The following is a 16212-nucleotide window of genomic DNA, read 5'->3' on the forward strand; positions in this document are numbered from 1 at the left end:
GGGCCGGGAACATTCCCCCTTCAAGGCTGCGCCTCACACCGGGCAACGCAAATGAAAACGCGGTGGCGGCCTGATGGACCAACCACCGCGTCAGCGGTTTAGTTCAACGTAATGTAGCCCGCACGCAAAATCCCAATATCGCCCATCCGAGCGATACCCAAGCCGCCAAGGGCGCAGGCAAGTTATCGAAAACACGAAGCATACGAGTCTCCCCGCCGAATATCAGCTTCCCCCGCTCACCCTCTGATACCGCGCACTTCGGACCCTCCCCCCCGTGCCGAATAAAACTGCCGAATACATCGCACGGTGCACCGCCCACCCCCCGGATCCACTCTCCCCGCCCGCCTCGCGCTACTTCCCTCTCCCGACCTTCCCCTTCCCCCCACCCGCCGCATTCACCCCCACCGCCTCCCGCACCAGCGCCCTGAACGCCTCCGGATCCACCGCCTCCCCCTCGTGGATATCGATCGCCCGCCTCGCATTCCCATCCAGGCTCGCATTGAACAACCCCGCCGGGTCGCCCAGCGAAGCCCCCTTCAGGAAAGTCAGCTTGACCTTGTCGCGGTAGGACTCCCCCGTGCAAATGATCCCGTCACGCGACCACACCGGCGTGCCCATCCACTTCCACTCCTCCACCACGTCGGGAACCGCCTCCTTGATCAGCGCGCGCATCCTGCGCAGGGTTTCGCCACGCCAGTCGCCAAGGTCGGCGATCCTCCGGTCGATCAGTTCGGATGGAGAGGGACCTTCGGTCGAAACGCGCTTTCCCATGTTCGTCTCCTGAGCGTTGCTTCGTGCTTGCGGCGTCCCACCCTCACTCGTCCACCCTGCGCCGCGCCGCCTTCACCTGCGAGCGGATCGACTTCCCTTCGAGGCGCCGCTGCTTCGAGCCGTAGGTGGGTTTCGTCGGCCGGCGGATCTCCGGCACCTCCGAAGCCTCCGCCACGATCGCCTCCAGCCGGGCCAGCGCGAGTGCCTTGTTCTGCTCCTGGCTCCGCGCCGATTGCGCCTTCAGCACCAGGATTCCGTCCTTGCTCACCCTGCGCCCCGGCAAGGCGAGCAGCCGCTCCTTCACCGCGGCCGGAAGCGACGAGGCCCCGATGTCGAAGCGCAGGTGCACCGCGCTCGACACCTTGTTGACGTTCTGCCCCCCGGGCCCCTGCGCCCGCATGGCCGTGAACTCGACTTCTTCTTCGCGCACGAGCGACGCCATGGTTTCCCTAGAACCGGTCGCCCGGCGGGAGATAGCGCCACTGGCCCGCGGGCAGGCCGGCCATCGGGACGCGTCCGATGCGGATGCGCCTCAGCGCCGTGAGCTCCAGGCCGACCTGCGCGCACATCCAGGGGATCCAGTCCGGCGCGATCCCCTTGACGGCGAAGCGCAGCCGCCCTTCGCTCTGCCAGCTCACGCGCGCCGGCGGCAGGGCCTTGCCTTCGTGCTTCAGCCCTGCGCCCAGGCGCGCCAAACCGTCGGGCGCCAGGGTGCCGACGACGTCGGCCAGCAGTTCCTGCTCGACCAGCGCCGCATCTTCCGTGAGCTTGCGCACGATGCGCCCGTCCTGGCTGAAGACCGTCAGCCCGCTGGCCGGAGCCGGAAGGGCCAGCAAGGTCTTGAGCCCCAGGCCATGACTCTTGACCCGACTGATCCCCGTCACGTCGCCGCTCCAGCGCGTTGCCGCGCCGAGCAGGTCCTGCGCTTCACCGGTGCCCATTCCCGCCGGCTTGTGCAGCAGCAGCGTGACGGGCACGGCGGGCTGCAGCCGGGCCTGCGGATCGACTTCCACGCGCTGTGCCGCCGTCACGCGGACCTGTGGCTCTTCCACCAGTTGGCCGTCGACGCGCACCCAGCCTTCGGCGATGTACTGCTCCGCCTCGCGACGCGAGCAGTTGCGGACCGCCATGACGACCTTCGACAGCCGTTGGGGTTCTTCGGGCGTGCGGGCGTCTTGCATCTCCCGGACCCCTAAGCCGCGCCGCTTCGCTTCGACGCTTCCCCCGCCAGCACCGTCAACGCCGTGCCGACGAGAACCAGCACCGCGGCCACGCTGAAGCCCACCGGCCCCTCCGGCACGATCCACGTGGGGTACTGCGGATAGGCTTCCTTCAGGGTTCTCAGCGGTGGCAGCCGCGCGTCCGCCCTGTCCGCGTTGAGGGACATCAGGCTCGCCCGTGCGAAGACGGCCGCCAGCACGAGGATCGCGCCCACCAGGAACACGGTCTTGCCGAGGACCATGGCGCCCCTGGGGGAACGCCGGATGCGGGAGCGGAACCATTGCATGGCCGCCACTCTAGCGCAGTAGCCGCTCGCCCTTCTCCGGCCACGCGGTCTGGGCGCTGCGGGGGAAGGCAGCGCCGAGTGCCAGGGCGGCGGCGAATCTTCCGGCCAGGCTTGTCTTCATGCTCCGGGTCGGCCCGTTACGCGTTGCCTTCGAGCTGCGCCCCAGCGCGCTGGATCACATTCGCCCACCGCTTGTTCTCGCGCGCGAGGAAGTCGCTGGTCTCCTGCGGCGTGGAGGTCATCACCTCGGCCCCCGCTTCCGTGAGGCGGGCCCGGATCTCGGGTGCGCGGATCACCTGGATCAGCGCGGCGGCCAGCTTCTCCGCATTCGCCTTCGGCATCGAGGCGGGCACCACCACGCCCTGGTAGGTGCCCGACTCGAAGTCCTTCACGCCCTGCTCCGCGATGGTGGGCGCGTTCGGCAGCAGGGCCGTGCGGGTGCGCTTGGAGACGCCGATCACCTTCAAGCGCCCGCCCTGCACCAGCGGCAGGGTCGCCAGCATGCCGTTGAGGCACAGCTGGGTGTTGCCGGCGGCGGTGTCGGCGAGCGCCGCCGCGCCACCGCGGAAGGGCACGTGCTGCCACCGCAGGCCCGACGAAAGCGCGATGTCGACCACGCCCAGGTGGTTCGCCGAACCGGAGCCGGCCGAGGACACGTTCACGGGCTTGGTCTTCGACAAGGCGACGAGTTCGCGCATGTTCGAAGCGGCCAGCGCGGGATGCGCCACCAGCAGGTGCGGCGAATAGGCGAGCATCGTCACCCCCTTGATGTCCGACTGCTTGTACGGCAGGTCCTTGGTGACCAGCGGGCTGATCGCCAGCGAGCTCATGTCCGTCAGCAGCACGGTGTGCTCGTCGGTCGCCTGCGCGGTGCTCTGCGCGCCAATGATGCCGTTGGCGCCCGTCTTGTTCTCGATCACGATGGGCTGGGCCAGCAGGTCGCCCAGCGGCTTGCCGATCAGGCGCGCGATGGTGTCGGAGGTTCCGCCCGGCGCGAACGGGATGATGATCCGCAGCGGCCGGCTGGGCCAGCCGGCGGCGAGCGCGGGTACGCCCAGCGCGGCGCCGGCCAGCGCAGCGCCGGATTGGAGGAAGGTGCGGCGGTGAAGTGTCATCGTGTCTCCTGGGTCCTGGTTCGCGTGGAGGGCGCGGCGCTCACTGCACCACGTTCTGCAATGCCTGCCCGTTGCGCAGGCGCTCGATGTTGCGGGCCATGAAGGCGTAGCGGCGCGCCAGCAGGCCATGGGTCCAGCCCGAGATGTGCGGCGTGCAGCGCGCATTGGGCAGCGCATGGAACGGCAGCGCGGAGGGGGCCAGCTCCGCCTGCCCCGCGACCGGATAGTGGTACCAGACGTCGAGGACGGCGCGGCCGATGCGCTCCTCGCGCAGGGCGTCGAACAGCGGCTGCTCCTGCACCAGGTGCGCGCGCCCGACGTTGACCAGCAGCGCCGTGCGCTTCATCGCCGCCAGCTCGTGCGCGCCGATCATGCCCCGCGTCTGCTCGTTGAGCGGGCAGCACAGGACCAGCACGTCGATGTCGGGCAACAGCGCCGCGAGGTCCGCCACCGGGTGCACGGCATCCGTGCCGTCCACCGGTTCGGCGCGCCGGGTCACGGCCGTCACGTGCAGTCCCAGCGCGCGCAGGCGCGCGGCGGTGGCGCGACCGATCGCACCGAAGCCGACGATCGCGGCGCGGCGCCCGTACGCCTCGTCGTGGAAGGGCCGCTCCAGGTACGCTCGCGGCCAGTGCGCCGCGTCCAGCGGCACCGGCGCGGCATCGCGAAAGATGACGTAGTCCAGCACCGCGTGGCAGACGAACTCCGCGATCGGGATCTCGTGCTCGAACACGTTGCACACGCGGCAGTCCGGCGGCACCGCGGGCAGCGCGATCGCGTCCATGCCGGCGCCGGGCGCCTGCAGCAGCCGGCACTGCAGCCGCGCGGCCTGCTGCGCGTTCAGTCGCGTGGTGACGAGCACGTCGGTCGCGATGGGCCCCGCCTCCGGCACGGCAGCGATCCCGTTCACGCGGAACGCGTCGCCGAGCAGGCGCTGCAGCAGCGGAACGTGCGGCACGTGCTGGCCGACGATGGTGACCTGCATGGCGGGGCTCACCGCGCCCTCCCGCTCACGCGAACGGTCGCGTCCGCGCGCGTGCGCACCGCCGGCTGCAGTTGCGTGCCCAGGCCCGCGGCCCGGGGCGCCAGCACCATGCCCTCGCGCACGACCGGCAGCTCGGTGACGAGGTCGCGGTACCAGGTGCTGAGCGTCGCCCGCACCACCTCCTGGAAGATGGCGGTCGGCGCGTGCAGTGCGAGGTGCAGCCCGGCGATCAGCGTCACCGGGCCGGTGCAGTCGTGCGGCGCCAGCGGCTTCGCGTGGGCCTCGGCCAGCGCGGCGATCTTGCGGCCTTGCGTGAGGCCGCCGCACCAGGCCAGGTCGAGCATCACCATGTCGATCGCATCGGCGGCGAGCAGCTTGCCGAAGGGCACCGTGCCGGCCAGCGTCTCGCTGCCGCAGATCGGCGTGCGCGTCTGCCGCCGCAGGTCGGCCAGGGCCTGCGCGTCGTCCATCTTCGCGATCGGGTCCTCGGCCCAGAACACGCCCACGTCTTCCAGCGCGCGGCAGATCCGGGCGGCGGCATGGCTGCTCCACAGGCTGTGCAGTTCCGCCATCACCTCCATGCGGTCGCCCACGGCCTTGCGCACCTTCACGAAGGGCTCCAGCCCCGCCTTCAGGTCGGCCAGCGAGATCATGTGGCCGCCGGTGGCCGCCGCATGGTCGTCGAAGGGCCAGATCTTCATCGCCGTGTAGCCCTCGGCCAGCAGGCTCTCGGCGAGCGCGCCCGCGTCGCGCATGAAGGCGACCTGGTCGTCGTAAGGCCCCACGCTGGCGTCGGCGCCGCCGACGGAGCGGCGCACGCCGCCGGCCGTGTTGTAGGAGTAGCCGGCGCAGGTGTTGTACGCGCGGACGCGGTCCCGCATGCCGCCGCCGAGCGCCACGTACACCGGCTCGCCCTGCCGCTGCCCCGCGAGGTCCCACAGCGCGATGTCGACCGCGCTGGCCGCGCGCACTTCGGCGCTGGCGCTGTGGAAGCCGAGGTAGGGCGTCATCAGGTGCCGAGACACCGCCTCGATGTGGCGCGCATCGCGGCCGATCAGGAAAGGCGCGACCGTTTCGTGCAACACCGCTTCCACGGCCTGCGCGCCACGGAAGGATTCGCCCAGCCCGGTGCGCCCGTCGTCGGTTTCGATTTCCACCCAGATGAGGTTGGGCCGTTCGGCGATGCGGAGGGTGCGCAGGGCGGTGACGAGTGACATGCGGGCATTGTCCGGAGCGCTTGGCAAACCTGTCAACGGAATGCGAAACTTGTCAGACAAGCAGCGTCCCGCCCGCCATGCCCTCCTCCAGCCTCGGCGACCAGGTCTACGAGCAGATCGTCGCCTTCATCGCGCGCGACGGCCTGCCGCCGCACAGCCGCCTGCCCAGCGAGAGCGCGCTGGCCGAGCGCTTCGGCGCCTCGCGGCCGGTGGTGCGGCAGGCGCTCGCGCGGCTGCGGGCCGAGGGCCGCGTCTATGCCCGGCAGGGCGCGGGCAACTTCGTCGGCGAGCCGGCGCCCCTGTCGGGCGTCACCTTCGGCTCGCTGCAAAGCATTCCGGACATCCGCGCGCTGCTGGACTTCCGCAGCGTGCTGGAAGGCGAGACCGCGGCGCGCGCCGCGCTGTGCAAGGACCGGGGCCTGCTGCACGCGATCACGGCGAAGCGGCGCCTGTTCGATGCCGCGGTGGCCCAGGGGCGTCCCGCCATCGACGAGGACATCGCGTTCCACCGCGCCATCGCGGAAGCCGGCGGCAATCGCTTCTTCGTCCTGACGATGGCAGCGCTGGAGGAGCAGTTCCGCTACGCGGTGAAGCTCGTGCGGGAGTTGTCGCCGCAGCCCCGGCAGGACCGGGCCCGCGACGTCCGCGCGGAGCACAAGGCGATCGACGAGGCGATCGCGGCCGGCGACGCGAAGGCCGCCCGCGCCGCGATGGACCGTCACCTGCGCGGCGGCATGGCGCGGCTGTTCGGCGCCTGACGAGCTCCGCCGCGTCGGGAGGGAACCAGGGTCGGCGCCGGGATGCGTCCTTCGCTGTCCTTGAACCCTGCCCTCCGGTGGATCAATGGCAGCAGGCCTGGGCCTCCTTGCTTCCCGTGGCGGCCTCGTAGCGATCGTGGTGCCGCACCCATTCCATCTTGTGCGGCACGTCGCGCTCGGAGCGGCCGCGGGGCGCCAGGTCCATCAGCATGTAGGCCCCCATCATGACCTCCACGCCGCGGCCGTAGGTCGAGTAGGTGTGGAACACCTCGCCTTGCGCGTCCTTGCAGAACACGCTGATGCCGGGCGCCTCGCCGGAAGCGAAGGGGCGCATCGCGTAGTTGTAGAAGACCGCGCCGCCGGCCAGTTCTTCCGGCGTGAAACTGACGGCGAAGTCGCGGTTGAAGTCGCTGCCGTGCGACGAGACCCATCCGAACCGCCAGCCCATGCGGCTGCGGAAGCGCTGCAGTTCCGCCAGCGGCGCGCGCGAGACGGCGACGAAGGTGATGTCGCGCTGCGCCAGGTGGATGTTCATGCCGTCGACATGGTCCGCCATGTACGAGCAGCTCGGGCAGCCCTGCTCCCAGCCGGGCCCGAACATGAAGTGCTGAACGATCAGCTGGCTGCGCCCGTCGAAGAGTTCGGCCAGCGAGCGCCTGCCCGCGGTCGTGTCGAACACGTACTCCTTCGCGATGCGCCGCCAGGGCAGCGCGCGCCGCTCGCGCGCCACCTGGTCGTGCAGGCGCATCAGTTCCTTCTCGCGGGCCAGCAGCTTCCTGCGTTCCTCCATCCAGCGCTCGTCGGAGACGACGGCGTGGTCGACGGTGGCGGGGTGTGCGGTGGGGACGGTCATGATGGGCTCCTCGGCGCGTTCATTCGGTTCCGGGGCGCCGCACGGCACGCACCTTGCCCGTGTCGCCGCCCCCGCAATAGAAGAGGTCCGCGCCGTCCGACTCGAGCCCGCTCACGCCGACGCCGCGCGGCATCTCCAGCCGCTCGAGCACTTCGCCGTCCTGCGGATCGACGCGGCGCAATTCGCTCTCCTCGCTTTCCCAGGTGCCGTGCCACAGCTGGCCGTCCACCCAGGTCACGCCGGTGACGAAGCGGTTGGACTCGATGGTGCGCCGGATGGCGCCCGTGGCGGGGTCGACCTGGTGGATCCTGCGGCCGCGGTAGTTGCCCACCCAGAGGCTGCCCTCGGCCCAGGTCAGGCCGGAGTCGCTGCCGCCCCCCGGCGCGGGGATCGAGGCCAGCACCTGGCCCGTGGCGGGGTCGATCTTGTCGATGCGCGACTCCGCGATCTGGTACAGGTGCTTGCCGTCGAAGGCAGTGCCGGCATCGCAGGCGCAGCCCAGCGCGCGCTTCACCTCGCCGCTGCGCGGATCGATGGCCAGCAGCCGCTCGCCCGTGGCCGCCCACAGGAGGCCGTCGCCGTAGCTGACGCCGTGCACGTGGGTCGCCCCGGCGAAGGGGCCGTATTCGCGCACGATCTCGGCCGGCTTCGCCGCGGCCTGGCGCCTGTCGCTGAGGGTCTTGCTGCTCATGGCGGGTTCCTTTCGATGTGTCGAAAGGACTCTACGCACCTGGCAGCGAACCGGGGAGTAACAAGACTGTCGTGAAATCCACCAGCGGCGGCGCCAGCCAGCGGCGGGCGCGCGCCTGGCCGATGGCGCGCACCTGCCCCGCGGCCTGCAGCCCGGCCAGCGTGCGCTGCACCGTCCGCTGGCTCGTGCCCAGGGCCAGGGCGAGGGCCGAGGTCGACCACGCGGCGCCATCGGAAAGCAGCGCCACCACGGAGGCCTGCTCGCCGTCGATGGGCGGAAGCAGCACGACGACCTCGGCGCCCGCCGGCGGACTCAGCACGAAGCCGCCTGCAGTGGCCTCGATGGCGGCCTGCGCCTTCAACAGGGCGCGCAACCGTCCGATCTCCACGCGCAGGCGCGCACGATGCGTCTCGTCCGGCCGGCGGGTGCGGAAGACGCTGGCGATCAGGGCATCGCGTTCGACCGCATCCGGCCACGCCTGCGCCAGCAGGCGGGCCAGCGCGAACAGGACGGGCCGGCGCGCCAGCGGCTGCCACGCGCCGCCCCGTGCGACGCCGCGCCTGCAGGCGTCCAGCACGAACGCACCGGAGGCCAGCAACGCCTCGATCTCGTCGAGGCGCAGCACGCGCTCGCCACCGGCGTTTCGGCACCGGGCTGCAGGCCGGGCCAGCGCCGCCCGCGCCTCGGCCACTTCGGCCATCAGGGCCGGAATGCCCGCGCGCTGCGCCGCCTCCTGCGCGCGCGCCAGCGCCGCCGTCGCCGGGCCGATGCGCAGCGAGCGCAGCGCGAGTTCGGCGCCGCTCAATTCGGCCACCGCGGCCAGCGTCGGCGGCAAGCCGGCGGGATCGACCGGCTCCAGCAGCGTCGCCGCCTGCGGCAGGCGGCCGAGCAGCAGCAGGCGCCGCGCGGCGACCAGGCGCGCATGCAGTGCGTTGCCGCGGTCGCCGTGCCCCTGCAAGGTGTCGGCTGCCGCGAGCAGCCCCTGCGGCGAGCCGGCGAGGTCGCGCATCGCCAGCGCGACCTCGGCCTCGGCCACGACGCAGCGTGCCCGCGCGAGCGCTTCGTGGGAGCCGAAGGCGCGCCCCGCGCGGCGCAGGAGATCGCGTGCCACCGGAAGCTCGCCCAGCTGCGCCATCGCGATGCCGCGCAGCGCCAGCGCCGGCGGGTCCTCGCGCAGCGCCACCCGCTTCAGCGCGCCCAGCGGATCGCCGGAAGCGAGCGCGCGGGCGGAGGCGGCGATCAGCGAGTCCATGGACCGCCGCGGCGTCTGCGGCTTCCCGGTTGCGGCATCGCGGGCGCCCCGCGCCTACTTCTTCAAGCCGATCAGCTGCATCAGGCCGGCGAGCTGCGCATCCTCCTTCGCGATCAGCTCGCCGAACTCCGGCGCCGCGAGAAAGGCCGGGTGCACACCCAGCCGCTCGCTCGCGCTGGCGAACTCCGGGCTCTCGACGGTCTTGCGGATCGCGGCCTGCAGCGCGGCCACCGCCGGCTTCGGCGTGCCCTTCGGCACGGCGATGCCGCGCCACGCGTCCAGCGCGACGTCGATCCCCAGCTCGCGCGCGGTCGGCACCTCGGGCAGCGCCGGGTCCCGCCGCTCCACAAGAGCGGCCAGCACGCGCACCTGCCCCGCCTTGACGTGCGCGCTCAGCGCCGCAGGCAGTTGCACCACCGCATCGATGTGGCCCCCGAGCAGGTTGGGCACGACCTGCGCCGCCGGATAGGGCACGTCCACCACGCCCGCGCCCGCCGCCTTGAACAGCGCCACGGAGGCGATGTGCGTGTGGCTGCCCAGGCCCGAGTTGCCCACCGTGAGGGTGCCGGGCCGCGCCTTCGCGTCGGCCAGGAATTCGGGCAGCGTCTTCCAGCGGGAATCGCCGCGCACGGCCAGCAGCGGCGATTCCGTCAGCACGCGCGCCACGGGGTCGAAGGCCTTGTAGTCGATCGGCATCTGGCCGGAGTGGTAGGTGGTGGAGACGGAGTTGGAATTCCACACCAGCGAATAGCCGTCCGGCTTCTGGCTCGCGACGTGGCGGTAGCCCACCGCGCCGCCGGCGCCGGGGCGGTTGACCACGACGACGTTGGCCGGGAGCTGCTTCGCCATGCCCTCGGCCAGCAGCCGCGCGGTGATGTCGGCCGACGAGCCGGCCGGGAACAGCACCGTCATCTCGATGGTGCCGCGCTGCGGGAACGCGGCCTCCTGCGCGGGCGCGGCGAGCACGCAGCCCGCCAGCACCGCGCCTGCGAGCAGCCGGGGCGCCATGCTCAGCCCTCCTTCCGCTCTTCGGCGAGGATCTCCGCCACCTCGACCCGGCGCCGTTCGCGCGCGGACCGGATGCCGGCGCGGACCACGGCCAGCGACAGCGTCGCCTGCGCGCCCTCCACTTCCGGCCGGCCCTGGCCGCGCGCCGCGGCGGCGAATTCCTCCAGCTCTTCGACCACCGTGTCGTTCTTCGCGCAGGGCACGGCCTCGACGCCCGGCACGCCGCGCCGCAGCACCCGCAGGCCGCCATGCAGGTCGTAGTACGCCGTGGCGTCCTTGCCGTAGAGGTTGAGGAGGTAGTACTCGGAAGCCGACGCGTAGCTCGCGTTCAGCGTGGAGAGCGCGCCGCCCTCGTGCTCCAGCAGCAGGCTGGCGACGTCGGGGTTGTCGCCGGGCAGCACCAGCTGGCCCAGCTGGCCGCTCACCGCTTGCACGGGACCCAGCAGCCACGCGAGCACGTCGACGTAATGGATGCCGATCTGCAGCATCACGCCGCCGGGCATTCCTTCCGCGGTGTAGCGCCAGGAGCGCAGGTCGATCTTGCCGAGGCGGTCGCGGCTGATGTTGGCCTCCGCGTTGACCAGCTTGCCGAAGGCGCCGGCCTCGATCTCCTGGCGCATCCAGCGGAAGTGGCTCTCGCGCCGGCGCTGGTAGCCCACGGCGAGCACCACGCCGGCCGCGCGGCAGGCCTGCGTGATCGCGCGCGCATCGGCGATGGTGTTGGCGATCGGCTTGTCCAGGAACACGTGCTTGCCCGCCGCGGCGGCGGCGCGGGTGGTCTCCAGGTGCGCGTTGTTGGGAGTGGTGTTGACGATCGCCTCGATGGCGCCGTCGGCGAGCAGCGCCTCGTAGCTGGACGCGGCGCGGCAGCCGTACTTCGCCGCGAAGGCGCTGCGCTTCTCCTCGGAGCGCGAGTGGCAGGCGACGATGCGCAGCCGGTCGGAACGCAGCATCGCGTCGGCGAGCACGTCCGACCACCACCCCATGCCGATGCAGCCGACGCGTAGCGGTTCGAAGGCCATGATGACTCCTAGCGCGGGTTGGGCCGCCAGCTGGCCCCGATCGCCTCGACGGCCTCGCGGGCGACGCGCTCATCGAACTCGAAGCTGCCGCCGCTGACGCCGACGCCGCCGACGCATTCGCCGTCGACGAGGATGGGTGCGCCTCCTTCCAGCGCCGTCCAGCGCTCCGCGCCCGCGGCGAGCGCGAGCCCGATCGCGTGGATGGCGTCGAGCGACTGGCCCTGCGCGCCGGCGGGGCCGGTCGGCCGACGGTTCGACGCGGCGCACACCGCCTTGGCGGAGGCCGAGTGCGCGGTGTGGAAGCGGCCGCCGTCCATGCGCTCCAGCAGCAGCGGGTGCCCGCCGGCGTCGACGACGACGATGCAGATGGCGATGCCCGCTTCCTCGGCACGCGCCGTGGCCGCGGCCACGATCTTCCGGGCGCCGGCGAGCGTCAGGCGCTGGGTGCTGGCAAGGTACATGACAGCGGCCTCCTTTTCCGCGGCGTCCAGCAGCGGCCGGCGAGCGGGAGGCCATTGTGCGGGGATCGCCGGGGCGCCGCAATGGACGGCGGCGCTCCGATCCGACCGGACCCGCAGGAGCACTTGGAAGCCACCGTGGATGAGCCACTTGCCGTCGGAGGGCATGGGGTTCGTGGCGCGCTGCAACCGAGGGCCGGCACGGACCCAGCCCGGCAAGGGACTCTCGGCCGGCCTCCTGCGCGGCCGCGAGCGAACTCCGACAATAGAGGCGATGTCTCCCCTGCCGTTCCACCCGGCCGTCGCGGCCTGGCTGGAAGGCCGCTTCGGCCAGCCGACCGAGGTGCAGGCCCGGGCATGGGCCGTGACCTCGCGGCGCCGCCACGCGCTCATCGCCGCGCCCACCGGCTCCGGCAAGACGCTCGCGGCCTTCCTCTCCGCCATCGACGAGCTCGTGCGCGAGGGCCTTGCCGCGCCGCTGGCGGACGAGGTGCACGTGCTCTACGTGTCGCCGCTCAAGGCGCTGTCCAACGACATCCGCAAGAACCTGCAGGAGCCGCTGGCCGGCATCCGCGAGCGGCTCGAAGCGCTGGGCCTGCCGAATCCCGGCCTCCGCAGCGCGGTGCGCACCGGCGACACGCCGCCGGCGGAACGCGAGCGCATGCGCCGCGCGCCGCCGCACATCCTGGTGACCACGCCGGAGTCCCTCTTCATCCTGCTCGGCTCCGAGTCGGGCCGGGCCATGCTGAAGTCGGTGCGCAGCGTGATCGTCGACGAACTGCACGCGGTGGCCGGGAGCAAGCGCGGCTCCCACCTGATGCTGTCGCTGGAGCGGCTGGAGGCCCTGTGCGCGCGGCCCCCGGTGCGCATCGGCCTGTCGGCCACCGTGAAGCCGCTCGACACGATGGCCCGCTTCCTGCTCGGCGAGCGCGACGAGCCGGTGGAGATCATCGACGCGGGCCACGTGCGCGACCGCGACCTGGCGCTGGAGATGCCGCGTTCCCCGCTCACGGCGGTGATGCCGACCGAGGTGTGGGACGAGCTCTACGACCGGCTCGCCGAGCTGGTGCACCAGCACCGCACCACGCTGATCTTCGTCAACCAGCGCCGCACCGCCGAACGCATGGCGCGCCACCTCGCCGAACGGATCGGAGAGGAGCACGTCACGGCGCACCACGGCAGCCTCGCGCGCGAGCATCGCCTGCAGGCGGAGCAGCGGCTCAAGGAGGGCGCGCTGAAGGCGCTGGTGGCGACCAGCTCGCTCGAACTGGGGATCGACATCGGCGACATCGACCTGGTCTGCCAGATCGGCTCGCCGCGCAGCATCAACGCCTTCCTGCAGCGCGTCGGCCGCGCCGGCCACGCCATCGGCGCCACCCCCAAGGGGCGGTTGTTCCCGCTGGCGCTGGACGACCTGCTGGAATGCACCGCGCTGCTGGACGCCGTCGGGCGCGGCGAGCTCGATCGCATCCGCGTTCCGGAAAAGCCGCTCGATGCGCTGGCGCAGCACGTCGTGGCGGAGATCGCCTGCCGGGAATGGCCTCTCGATGCGCTGTACCAGTGCCTGCGGCGCGCCCAGCCCTATCGCGCGCTCGCGCTGCAGGAGTTCGAGCAGGTCGTGCACATGCTGGCCGACGGCTACAGCACGCGCCGCGGCCGGCGCGGCGCCTGGCTGCACTACGACGCGGTGCACCGCATGCTGCGGGCCCGGCGCGGCGCGCGGCTCGCGGCCGTCACCAATGCGGGCGTGATCCCCGACCAGTTCGACTACGACGTGGTGCTGCAGCCGGAAGGCCACAAGGTGGGCACCCTCAACGAGGACTTCGCCTTCGAGAGCCTGCCGGGCGACATCTTCCAGCTGGGCAACGCCTCCTACCGCATCGCCAAGGTGGAGACCGGCAAGGTGCTGGTGGAGGACGCGAAGGGCATGCCGCCCACCATGCCTTTCTGGCTCGGCGAGAGCCTGGGCCGCACCGACGAACTGTGCGCGGCGGTCTCGCGCCTGTGCGAGACCGCCGACGCGGTGCTCGAAGACGGCGCGGAGGCCTGCGCCCGCTGGCTGCGCGAGGCCGTGCGCGTCCCCGAAGCGGCTGCGCAGCAGCTCGCGCTCTATCTCGCCGCGGCCCGGGCGGCGCTCGGCGTGCTGCCCAGCCAGCGGCGCATCGTGTTCGAGCGTTTCTTCGACGAGGTCGGCGACACCCACCTGGTGATCCACTCGCCCTTCGGCTCCCGCATCAACAAGGCCTGGGGGCTGGCGCTGCGCAAGCGCATGTGCCGCAAGTTCAACTTCGAGCTGCAGGCGAGCGCCCTGGAAGACAGCATCGTGCTGTCGCTGGGCCCCACGCACAGCTTCCCGCTGGAGGAGGTGCGGCACTACCTCAAGTCCGCCAGCGCGCGCGACGTGCTCGTGCAGGCGCTGCTGGACGCGCCCATGTTCGGCACCCGCTGGCGCTGGAACGCCACCGCCTCGTTGGCGGTGCGGCGCATGAACGCGGGCCGCAAGGTGCCGCCGCAGTTCCAGCGCTCCGACGCCGAGGACCTGCTGACGGTGGTGTTCCCGGACCAGATCGCGTGCGCGGAGAACCTCGCCGGCGAGCGCGAGATCCCGGACCATCCCCTGGTGGCGCAGACCCTGCGCGACTGCCTCACCGAAACGATGGACGCGGACGGTTTCCTCGCGCTGCTGGGTCGCATCGAGGCCGGCCAGGTCGAAATCGTGACGCGCGAGCTCGCGACGCCCTCGCCGCTGTCGCATGCCATCCTCAACGCGCGGCCCTTCGCCTTCCTCGACGACGGCGCGGCGGAGGAGCGGCGCACCAAGGCGGTCCGCACCCAGCCGGTCGCGGAACTGCAGACGGCGCAGGACGTGGGCCGGCTCGATCCCCAGGCCATCGCGCAGGTGCGCGCGGACGCCTGGCCCGAGATCGGCAACGTCGAGGAACTGCACGACGCGCTGGTGGTGCACGGCTTCCTCGCCGCTGGCGAAGCGGAGGTCCCGGACCTGCTCGAAGCATTGATGCAGCAGCGCCGGGCGACCCGGCTGCGTACGCCCGGGAGCGGCCTGCTGCTCGTCGCGGCGGAGCGCCTGCACGAACTGCTGGCGGTGTTCCCGGCTGCGACGCTGTCGCCGGCGATCGCGCCCGTGACGCAGGACCAGCCCGCACCGGACGACGCCTTGCGCGAAGTCCTGCGCGGGCGCCTCGACCTGCTCGGCCCGGTCACCGCGGAGGCGCTCGCCGCGCCCCTCGGACTGCGCGGCGACGCCGTGCTGCCCGCGCTGCTGCGGCTCGAATCCGAAGGCGCGGTCATGCGCGGCGGCTTCACCGCCCCCGGCGCCGCCGAATGGTGCGACCGGCGCCTGCTGGCCCGCATCCACCGCATGACGCGCGACCGGCTGCGCGCGGAGATCCAGCCCGTGCCGCCGGCGCAGTTCATGCGCTTCCTGTTCCGCTGGCACCAGCTGGCCGGCAGCGAGGGCGACGAGCGCCGCCAGGGCGAAGCCGGCCTGGCCGACGTGCTGCGGCAGCTCGAAGGCCACGCGGCGCCCGCCGCGGCCTGGGAGGAAGACCTGCTGCCCGCCCGGGTCGCCGACTACCTGCCCCCGATGCTGGACAAGCTGTGCGCCAGCGGCCGCATCGCATGGTGGCGGCCGGCGGACCCCGGCGATGCCGGCGCGCGCAAGTCCGGGACGATCCGCGGCACGCCGGTGCTGCTGTGCGAGCGCACGGCCCTGGCCCACTGGCAGCAGGCGGCCGGCGCCGCAGCGCCGGACGACGCCTTGCTCTCCGGCACGGCGCGCGCGGTGCTCGAGCTGCTGCGCCAGCACGGGGCCAGCTTCTTCGCCGACCTGCAGCGCGACGCGCGGATGCTGGGCACCCAGGTGGAGCAGGCCCTGTCCGAGCTGGTCGCGCAGGGGCTCGTCACCTGCGATTCCTTCGCCGGGCTGCGCGCGCTGGTGATGCCCTCGGACAAGCGCAACAAGCTGCGCCGCCGGGGCCGCGGCCACGACCCCATCGACGATGCGGGCCGCTGGTCGCTCACGCGCCGCGCGCGGCCGGAGGAGCCCGCCCCCGGCGGGCTCGCCGTCCCCCACGTCGAACACATCGCCCGCGTGCTGCTGCGCCGCTACGGCGTGGTGTTCCGCAAGCTGCTGGAGCGCGAGGAAGGGCTGCCGCCCTGGCGCGAGCTGTACTACGTGCTGCGCCGGCTGGAGGCGCGCGGCGAATTGCGCGGCGGCCGCTTCGTCAGCGGCTTCTCGGGCGAGCAGTTCGCGCTGCCCGAGGCGGCCGCGGCGCTGCGCAAGACGGCCCGCAGCGCGGGGCGGGAGCGGGTCGCGATTTCCGCCGTCGATCCGCTGAACCTCGCCGGCATCGTCACACCGGGCGACAAGGTGCCGCGGCTGCCGGGCAACCGGCTGCTGTTCGAAGGGGGGGTTCCGGTGGCCGTGCAGGCCGCCGGGGAGGTCCGCTACTTGCGGGAACTGCCGCCGGCGACGCAATGGGAGGTGAAGAACCTCCTGATCCGCCGGCAGCAGCCGGCGAGCTACGTCGTGCCGCCGCCGGGGCTGGCGTGACG

The 16212-nt window shown here is 72.4% G+C and carries 15 protein-coding genes; 2 read left to right on the plus strand and 13 right to left on the minus strand.

Annotation, left to right across the window (positions count from 1 at the left end; genetic code table 11):
* Positions 1 to 351 precede the first annotated feature (351 nt).
* The 7 genes from JJ685_RS29325 to JJ685_RS29355 form a co-directional block, all read right to left on the minus strand.
* Positions 352 to 771 carry a DUF1801 domain-containing protein gene (locus JJ685_RS29325; protein ID WP_201677942.1) on the minus strand — a complete coding sequence of 140 codons (420 nt, stop codon included), beginning with the start codon at positions 769 to 771 and terminating at the stop codon, positions 352 to 354.
* Positions 772 to 814: 43 nt separating this feature from the next.
* On the minus strand, positions 815 to 1213 hold the full coding sequence (arfB, locus tag JJ685_RS29330) for an alternative ribosome rescue aminoacyl-tRNA hydrolase ArfB (RefSeq protein ID WP_201677943.1): 399 nt from the start codon (positions 1211 to 1213) through the stop codon (positions 815 to 817).
* 7 nt (positions 1214 to 1220) lie between these two features.
* Positions 1221 to 1952 carry an RNA pseudouridine synthase gene (locus tag JJ685_RS29335; protein ID WP_201677944.1) on the minus strand — a complete coding sequence of 244 codons (732 nt, stop codon included), beginning with the start codon at positions 1950 to 1952 and terminating at the stop codon, positions 1221 to 1223.
* A gap of 11 nt (positions 1953 to 1963) precedes the next feature.
* The gene (locus JJ685_RS29340) at positions 1964 to 2278 is read right to left on the minus strand and encodes a hypothetical protein (protein ID WP_201677945.1); all 315 of its coding nucleotides are present in this window, start codon (positions 2276 to 2278) and stop codon (positions 1964 to 1966) included.
* 137 nt (positions 2279 to 2415) lie between these two features.
* Entirely contained in the window at positions 2416 to 3393 is a 978-nt protein-coding gene (locus JJ685_RS29345) for a Bug family tripartite tricarboxylate transporter substrate binding protein (protein ID WP_201677946.1), read from the minus strand.
* A gap of 40 nt (positions 3394 to 3433) precedes the next feature.
* Positions 3434 to 4390 (minus strand): 2-hydroxyacid dehydrogenase, encoded by a 957-nt coding sequence (locus tag JJ685_RS29350; protein ID WP_201677947.1) that lies wholly within the window; start codon positions 4388 to 4390, stop codon positions 3434 to 3436.
* The gene (locus JJ685_RS29355; RefSeq protein WP_201677948.1) at positions 4387 to 5595 is read right to left on the minus strand and encodes a mandelate racemase/muconate lactonizing enzyme family protein; all 1209 of its coding nucleotides are present in this window, start codon (positions 5593 to 5595) and stop codon (positions 4387 to 4389) included. The genes JJ685_RS29350 and JJ685_RS29355 overlap by 4 nt, the downstream gene beginning before the upstream one ends.
* A 77-nt stretch (positions 5596 to 5672) precedes the next feature.
* Between JJ685_RS29355 and JJ685_RS29360 the strand changes: the two genes are divergently transcribed.
* On the plus strand, positions 5673 to 6353 hold the full coding sequence (locus tag JJ685_RS29360) for a FadR/GntR family transcriptional regulator (protein ID WP_201677949.1): 681 nt from the start codon (positions 5673 to 5675) through the stop codon (positions 6351 to 6353).
* A gap of 82 nt (positions 6354 to 6435) precedes the next feature.
* Here the strand turns inward: JJ685_RS29360 and JJ685_RS29365 are convergent, their stop codons facing one another.
* From JJ685_RS29365 to JJ685_RS29390, 6 genes are read right to left on the minus strand one after another with little or no spacing between them, the layout of a single operon-like run.
* A complete protein-coding gene (locus JJ685_RS29365; RefSeq protein ID WP_201677950.1) occupies positions 6436 to 7206 on the minus strand; it encodes a DUF899 domain-containing protein in 771 nt (256 codons plus the stop codon).
* Positions 7207 to 7225: 19 nt separating this feature from the next.
* Positions 7226 to 7897 carry a Vgb family protein gene (locus tag JJ685_RS29370; RefSeq protein ID WP_201677951.1) on the minus strand — a complete coding sequence of 224 codons (672 nt, stop codon included), beginning with the start codon at positions 7895 to 7897 and terminating at the stop codon, positions 7226 to 7228.
* A gap of 31 nt (positions 7898 to 7928) precedes the next feature.
* Positions 7929 to 9149 (minus strand): helix-turn-helix domain-containing protein, encoded by a 1221-nt coding sequence (locus tag JJ685_RS29375; RefSeq protein WP_201677952.1) that lies wholly within the window; start codon positions 9147 to 9149, stop codon positions 7929 to 7931.
* 54 nt (positions 9150 to 9203) lie between these two features.
* Entirely contained in the window at positions 9204 to 10157 is a 954-nt protein-coding gene (locus tag JJ685_RS29380; RefSeq protein ID WP_201677953.1) for a Bug family tripartite tricarboxylate transporter substrate binding protein, read from the minus strand.
* Between the two features lie 2 nt (positions 10158 to 10159).
* Positions 10160 to 11179, minus strand: a complete 1020-nt coding sequence (locus JJ685_RS29385) for a Gfo/Idh/MocA family protein (RefSeq protein ID WP_201677954.1) — start codon at positions 11177 to 11179, stop codon at positions 10160 to 10162.
* An 8-nt stretch (positions 11180 to 11187) separates the two neighbouring features.
* Complete coding sequence (locus JJ685_RS29390) at positions 11188 to 11640, minus strand: GlcG/HbpS family heme-binding protein (RefSeq protein WP_201677955.1); 453 nt, start codon at positions 11638 to 11640, stop codon at positions 11188 to 11190.
* Between the two features lie 271 nt (positions 11641 to 11911).
* On the opposite strand from JJ685_RS29390, the gene JJ685_RS29395 reads away from it, so the two are divergent.
* A complete protein-coding gene (locus JJ685_RS29395; RefSeq protein ID WP_201677956.1) occupies positions 11912 to 16210 on the plus strand; it encodes a DEAD/DEAH box helicase in 4299 nt (1432 codons plus the stop codon).
* Positions 16211 to 16212 lie beyond the last annotated feature (2 nt).

This window comes from Ramlibacter monticola (genome assembly GCF_016722785.1).
Classification (GTDB): Bacteria; Pseudomonadota; Gammaproteobacteria; order Burkholderiales; family Burkholderiaceae_C; genus Ramlibacter; species Ramlibacter monticola.

Bases quoted from the DNA above. Each gene is read 5' to 3' on its own strand.
- JJ685_RS29325 (WP_201677942.1), bottom strand. From the start codon at position 771: ATGGGAAAGCGCGTTTCGACCGAAGGTCCCTCTCCATCCGAACTGATC.
- arfB (WP_201677943.1), bottom strand. From the start codon at position 1,213: ATGGCGTCGCTCGTGCGCGAAGAAGAAGTCGAGTTCACGGCCATGCGG.
- JJ685_RS29335 (WP_201677944.1), bottom strand. From the start codon at position 1,952: ATGCAAGACGCCCGCACGCCCGAAGAACCCCAACGGCTGTCGAAGGTC.
- JJ685_RS29340 (WP_201677945.1), bottom strand. From the start codon at position 2,278: ATGCAATGGTTCCGCTCCCGCATCCGGCGTTCCCCCAGGGGCGCCATG.
- JJ685_RS29345 (WP_201677946.1), bottom strand. From the start codon at position 3,393: ATGACACTTCACCGCCGCACCTTCCTCCAATCCGGCGCTGCGCTGGCC.
- JJ685_RS29355 (WP_201677948.1), bottom strand. From the start codon at position 5,595: ATGTCACTCGTCACCGCCCTGCGCACCCTCCGCATCGCCGAACGGCCC.
- JJ685_RS29360 (WP_201677949.1), top strand. From the start codon at position 5,673: ATGCCCTCCTCCAGCCTCGGCGACCAGGTCTACGAGCAGATCGTCGCC.
- JJ685_RS29365 (WP_201677950.1), bottom strand. From the start codon at position 7,206: ATGACCGTCCCCACCGCACACCCCGCCACCGTCGACCACGCCGTCGTC.
- JJ685_RS29370 (WP_201677951.1), bottom strand. From the start codon at position 7,897: ATGAGCAGCAAGACCCTCAGCGACAGGCGCCAGGCCGCGGCGAAGCCG.
- JJ685_RS29375 (WP_201677952.1), bottom strand. From the start codon at position 9,149: ATGGACTCGCTGATCGCCGCCTCCGCCCGCGCGCTCGCTTCCGGCGAT.
- JJ685_RS29380 (WP_201677953.1), bottom strand. From the start codon at position 10,157: ATGGCGCCCCGGCTGCTCGCAGGCGCGGTGCTGGCGGGCTGCGTGCTC.
- JJ685_RS29385 (WP_201677954.1), bottom strand. From the start codon at position 11,179: ATGGCCTTCGAACCGCTACGCGTCGGCTGCATCGGCATGGGGTGGTGG.
- JJ685_RS29390 (WP_201677955.1), bottom strand. From the start codon at position 11,640: ATGTACCTTGCCAGCACCCAGCGCCTGACGCTCGCCGGCGCCCGGAAG.
- JJ685_RS29395 (WP_201677956.1), top strand. From the start codon at position 11,912: ATGTCTCCCCTGCCGTTCCACCCGGCCGTCGCGGCCTGGCTGGAAGGC.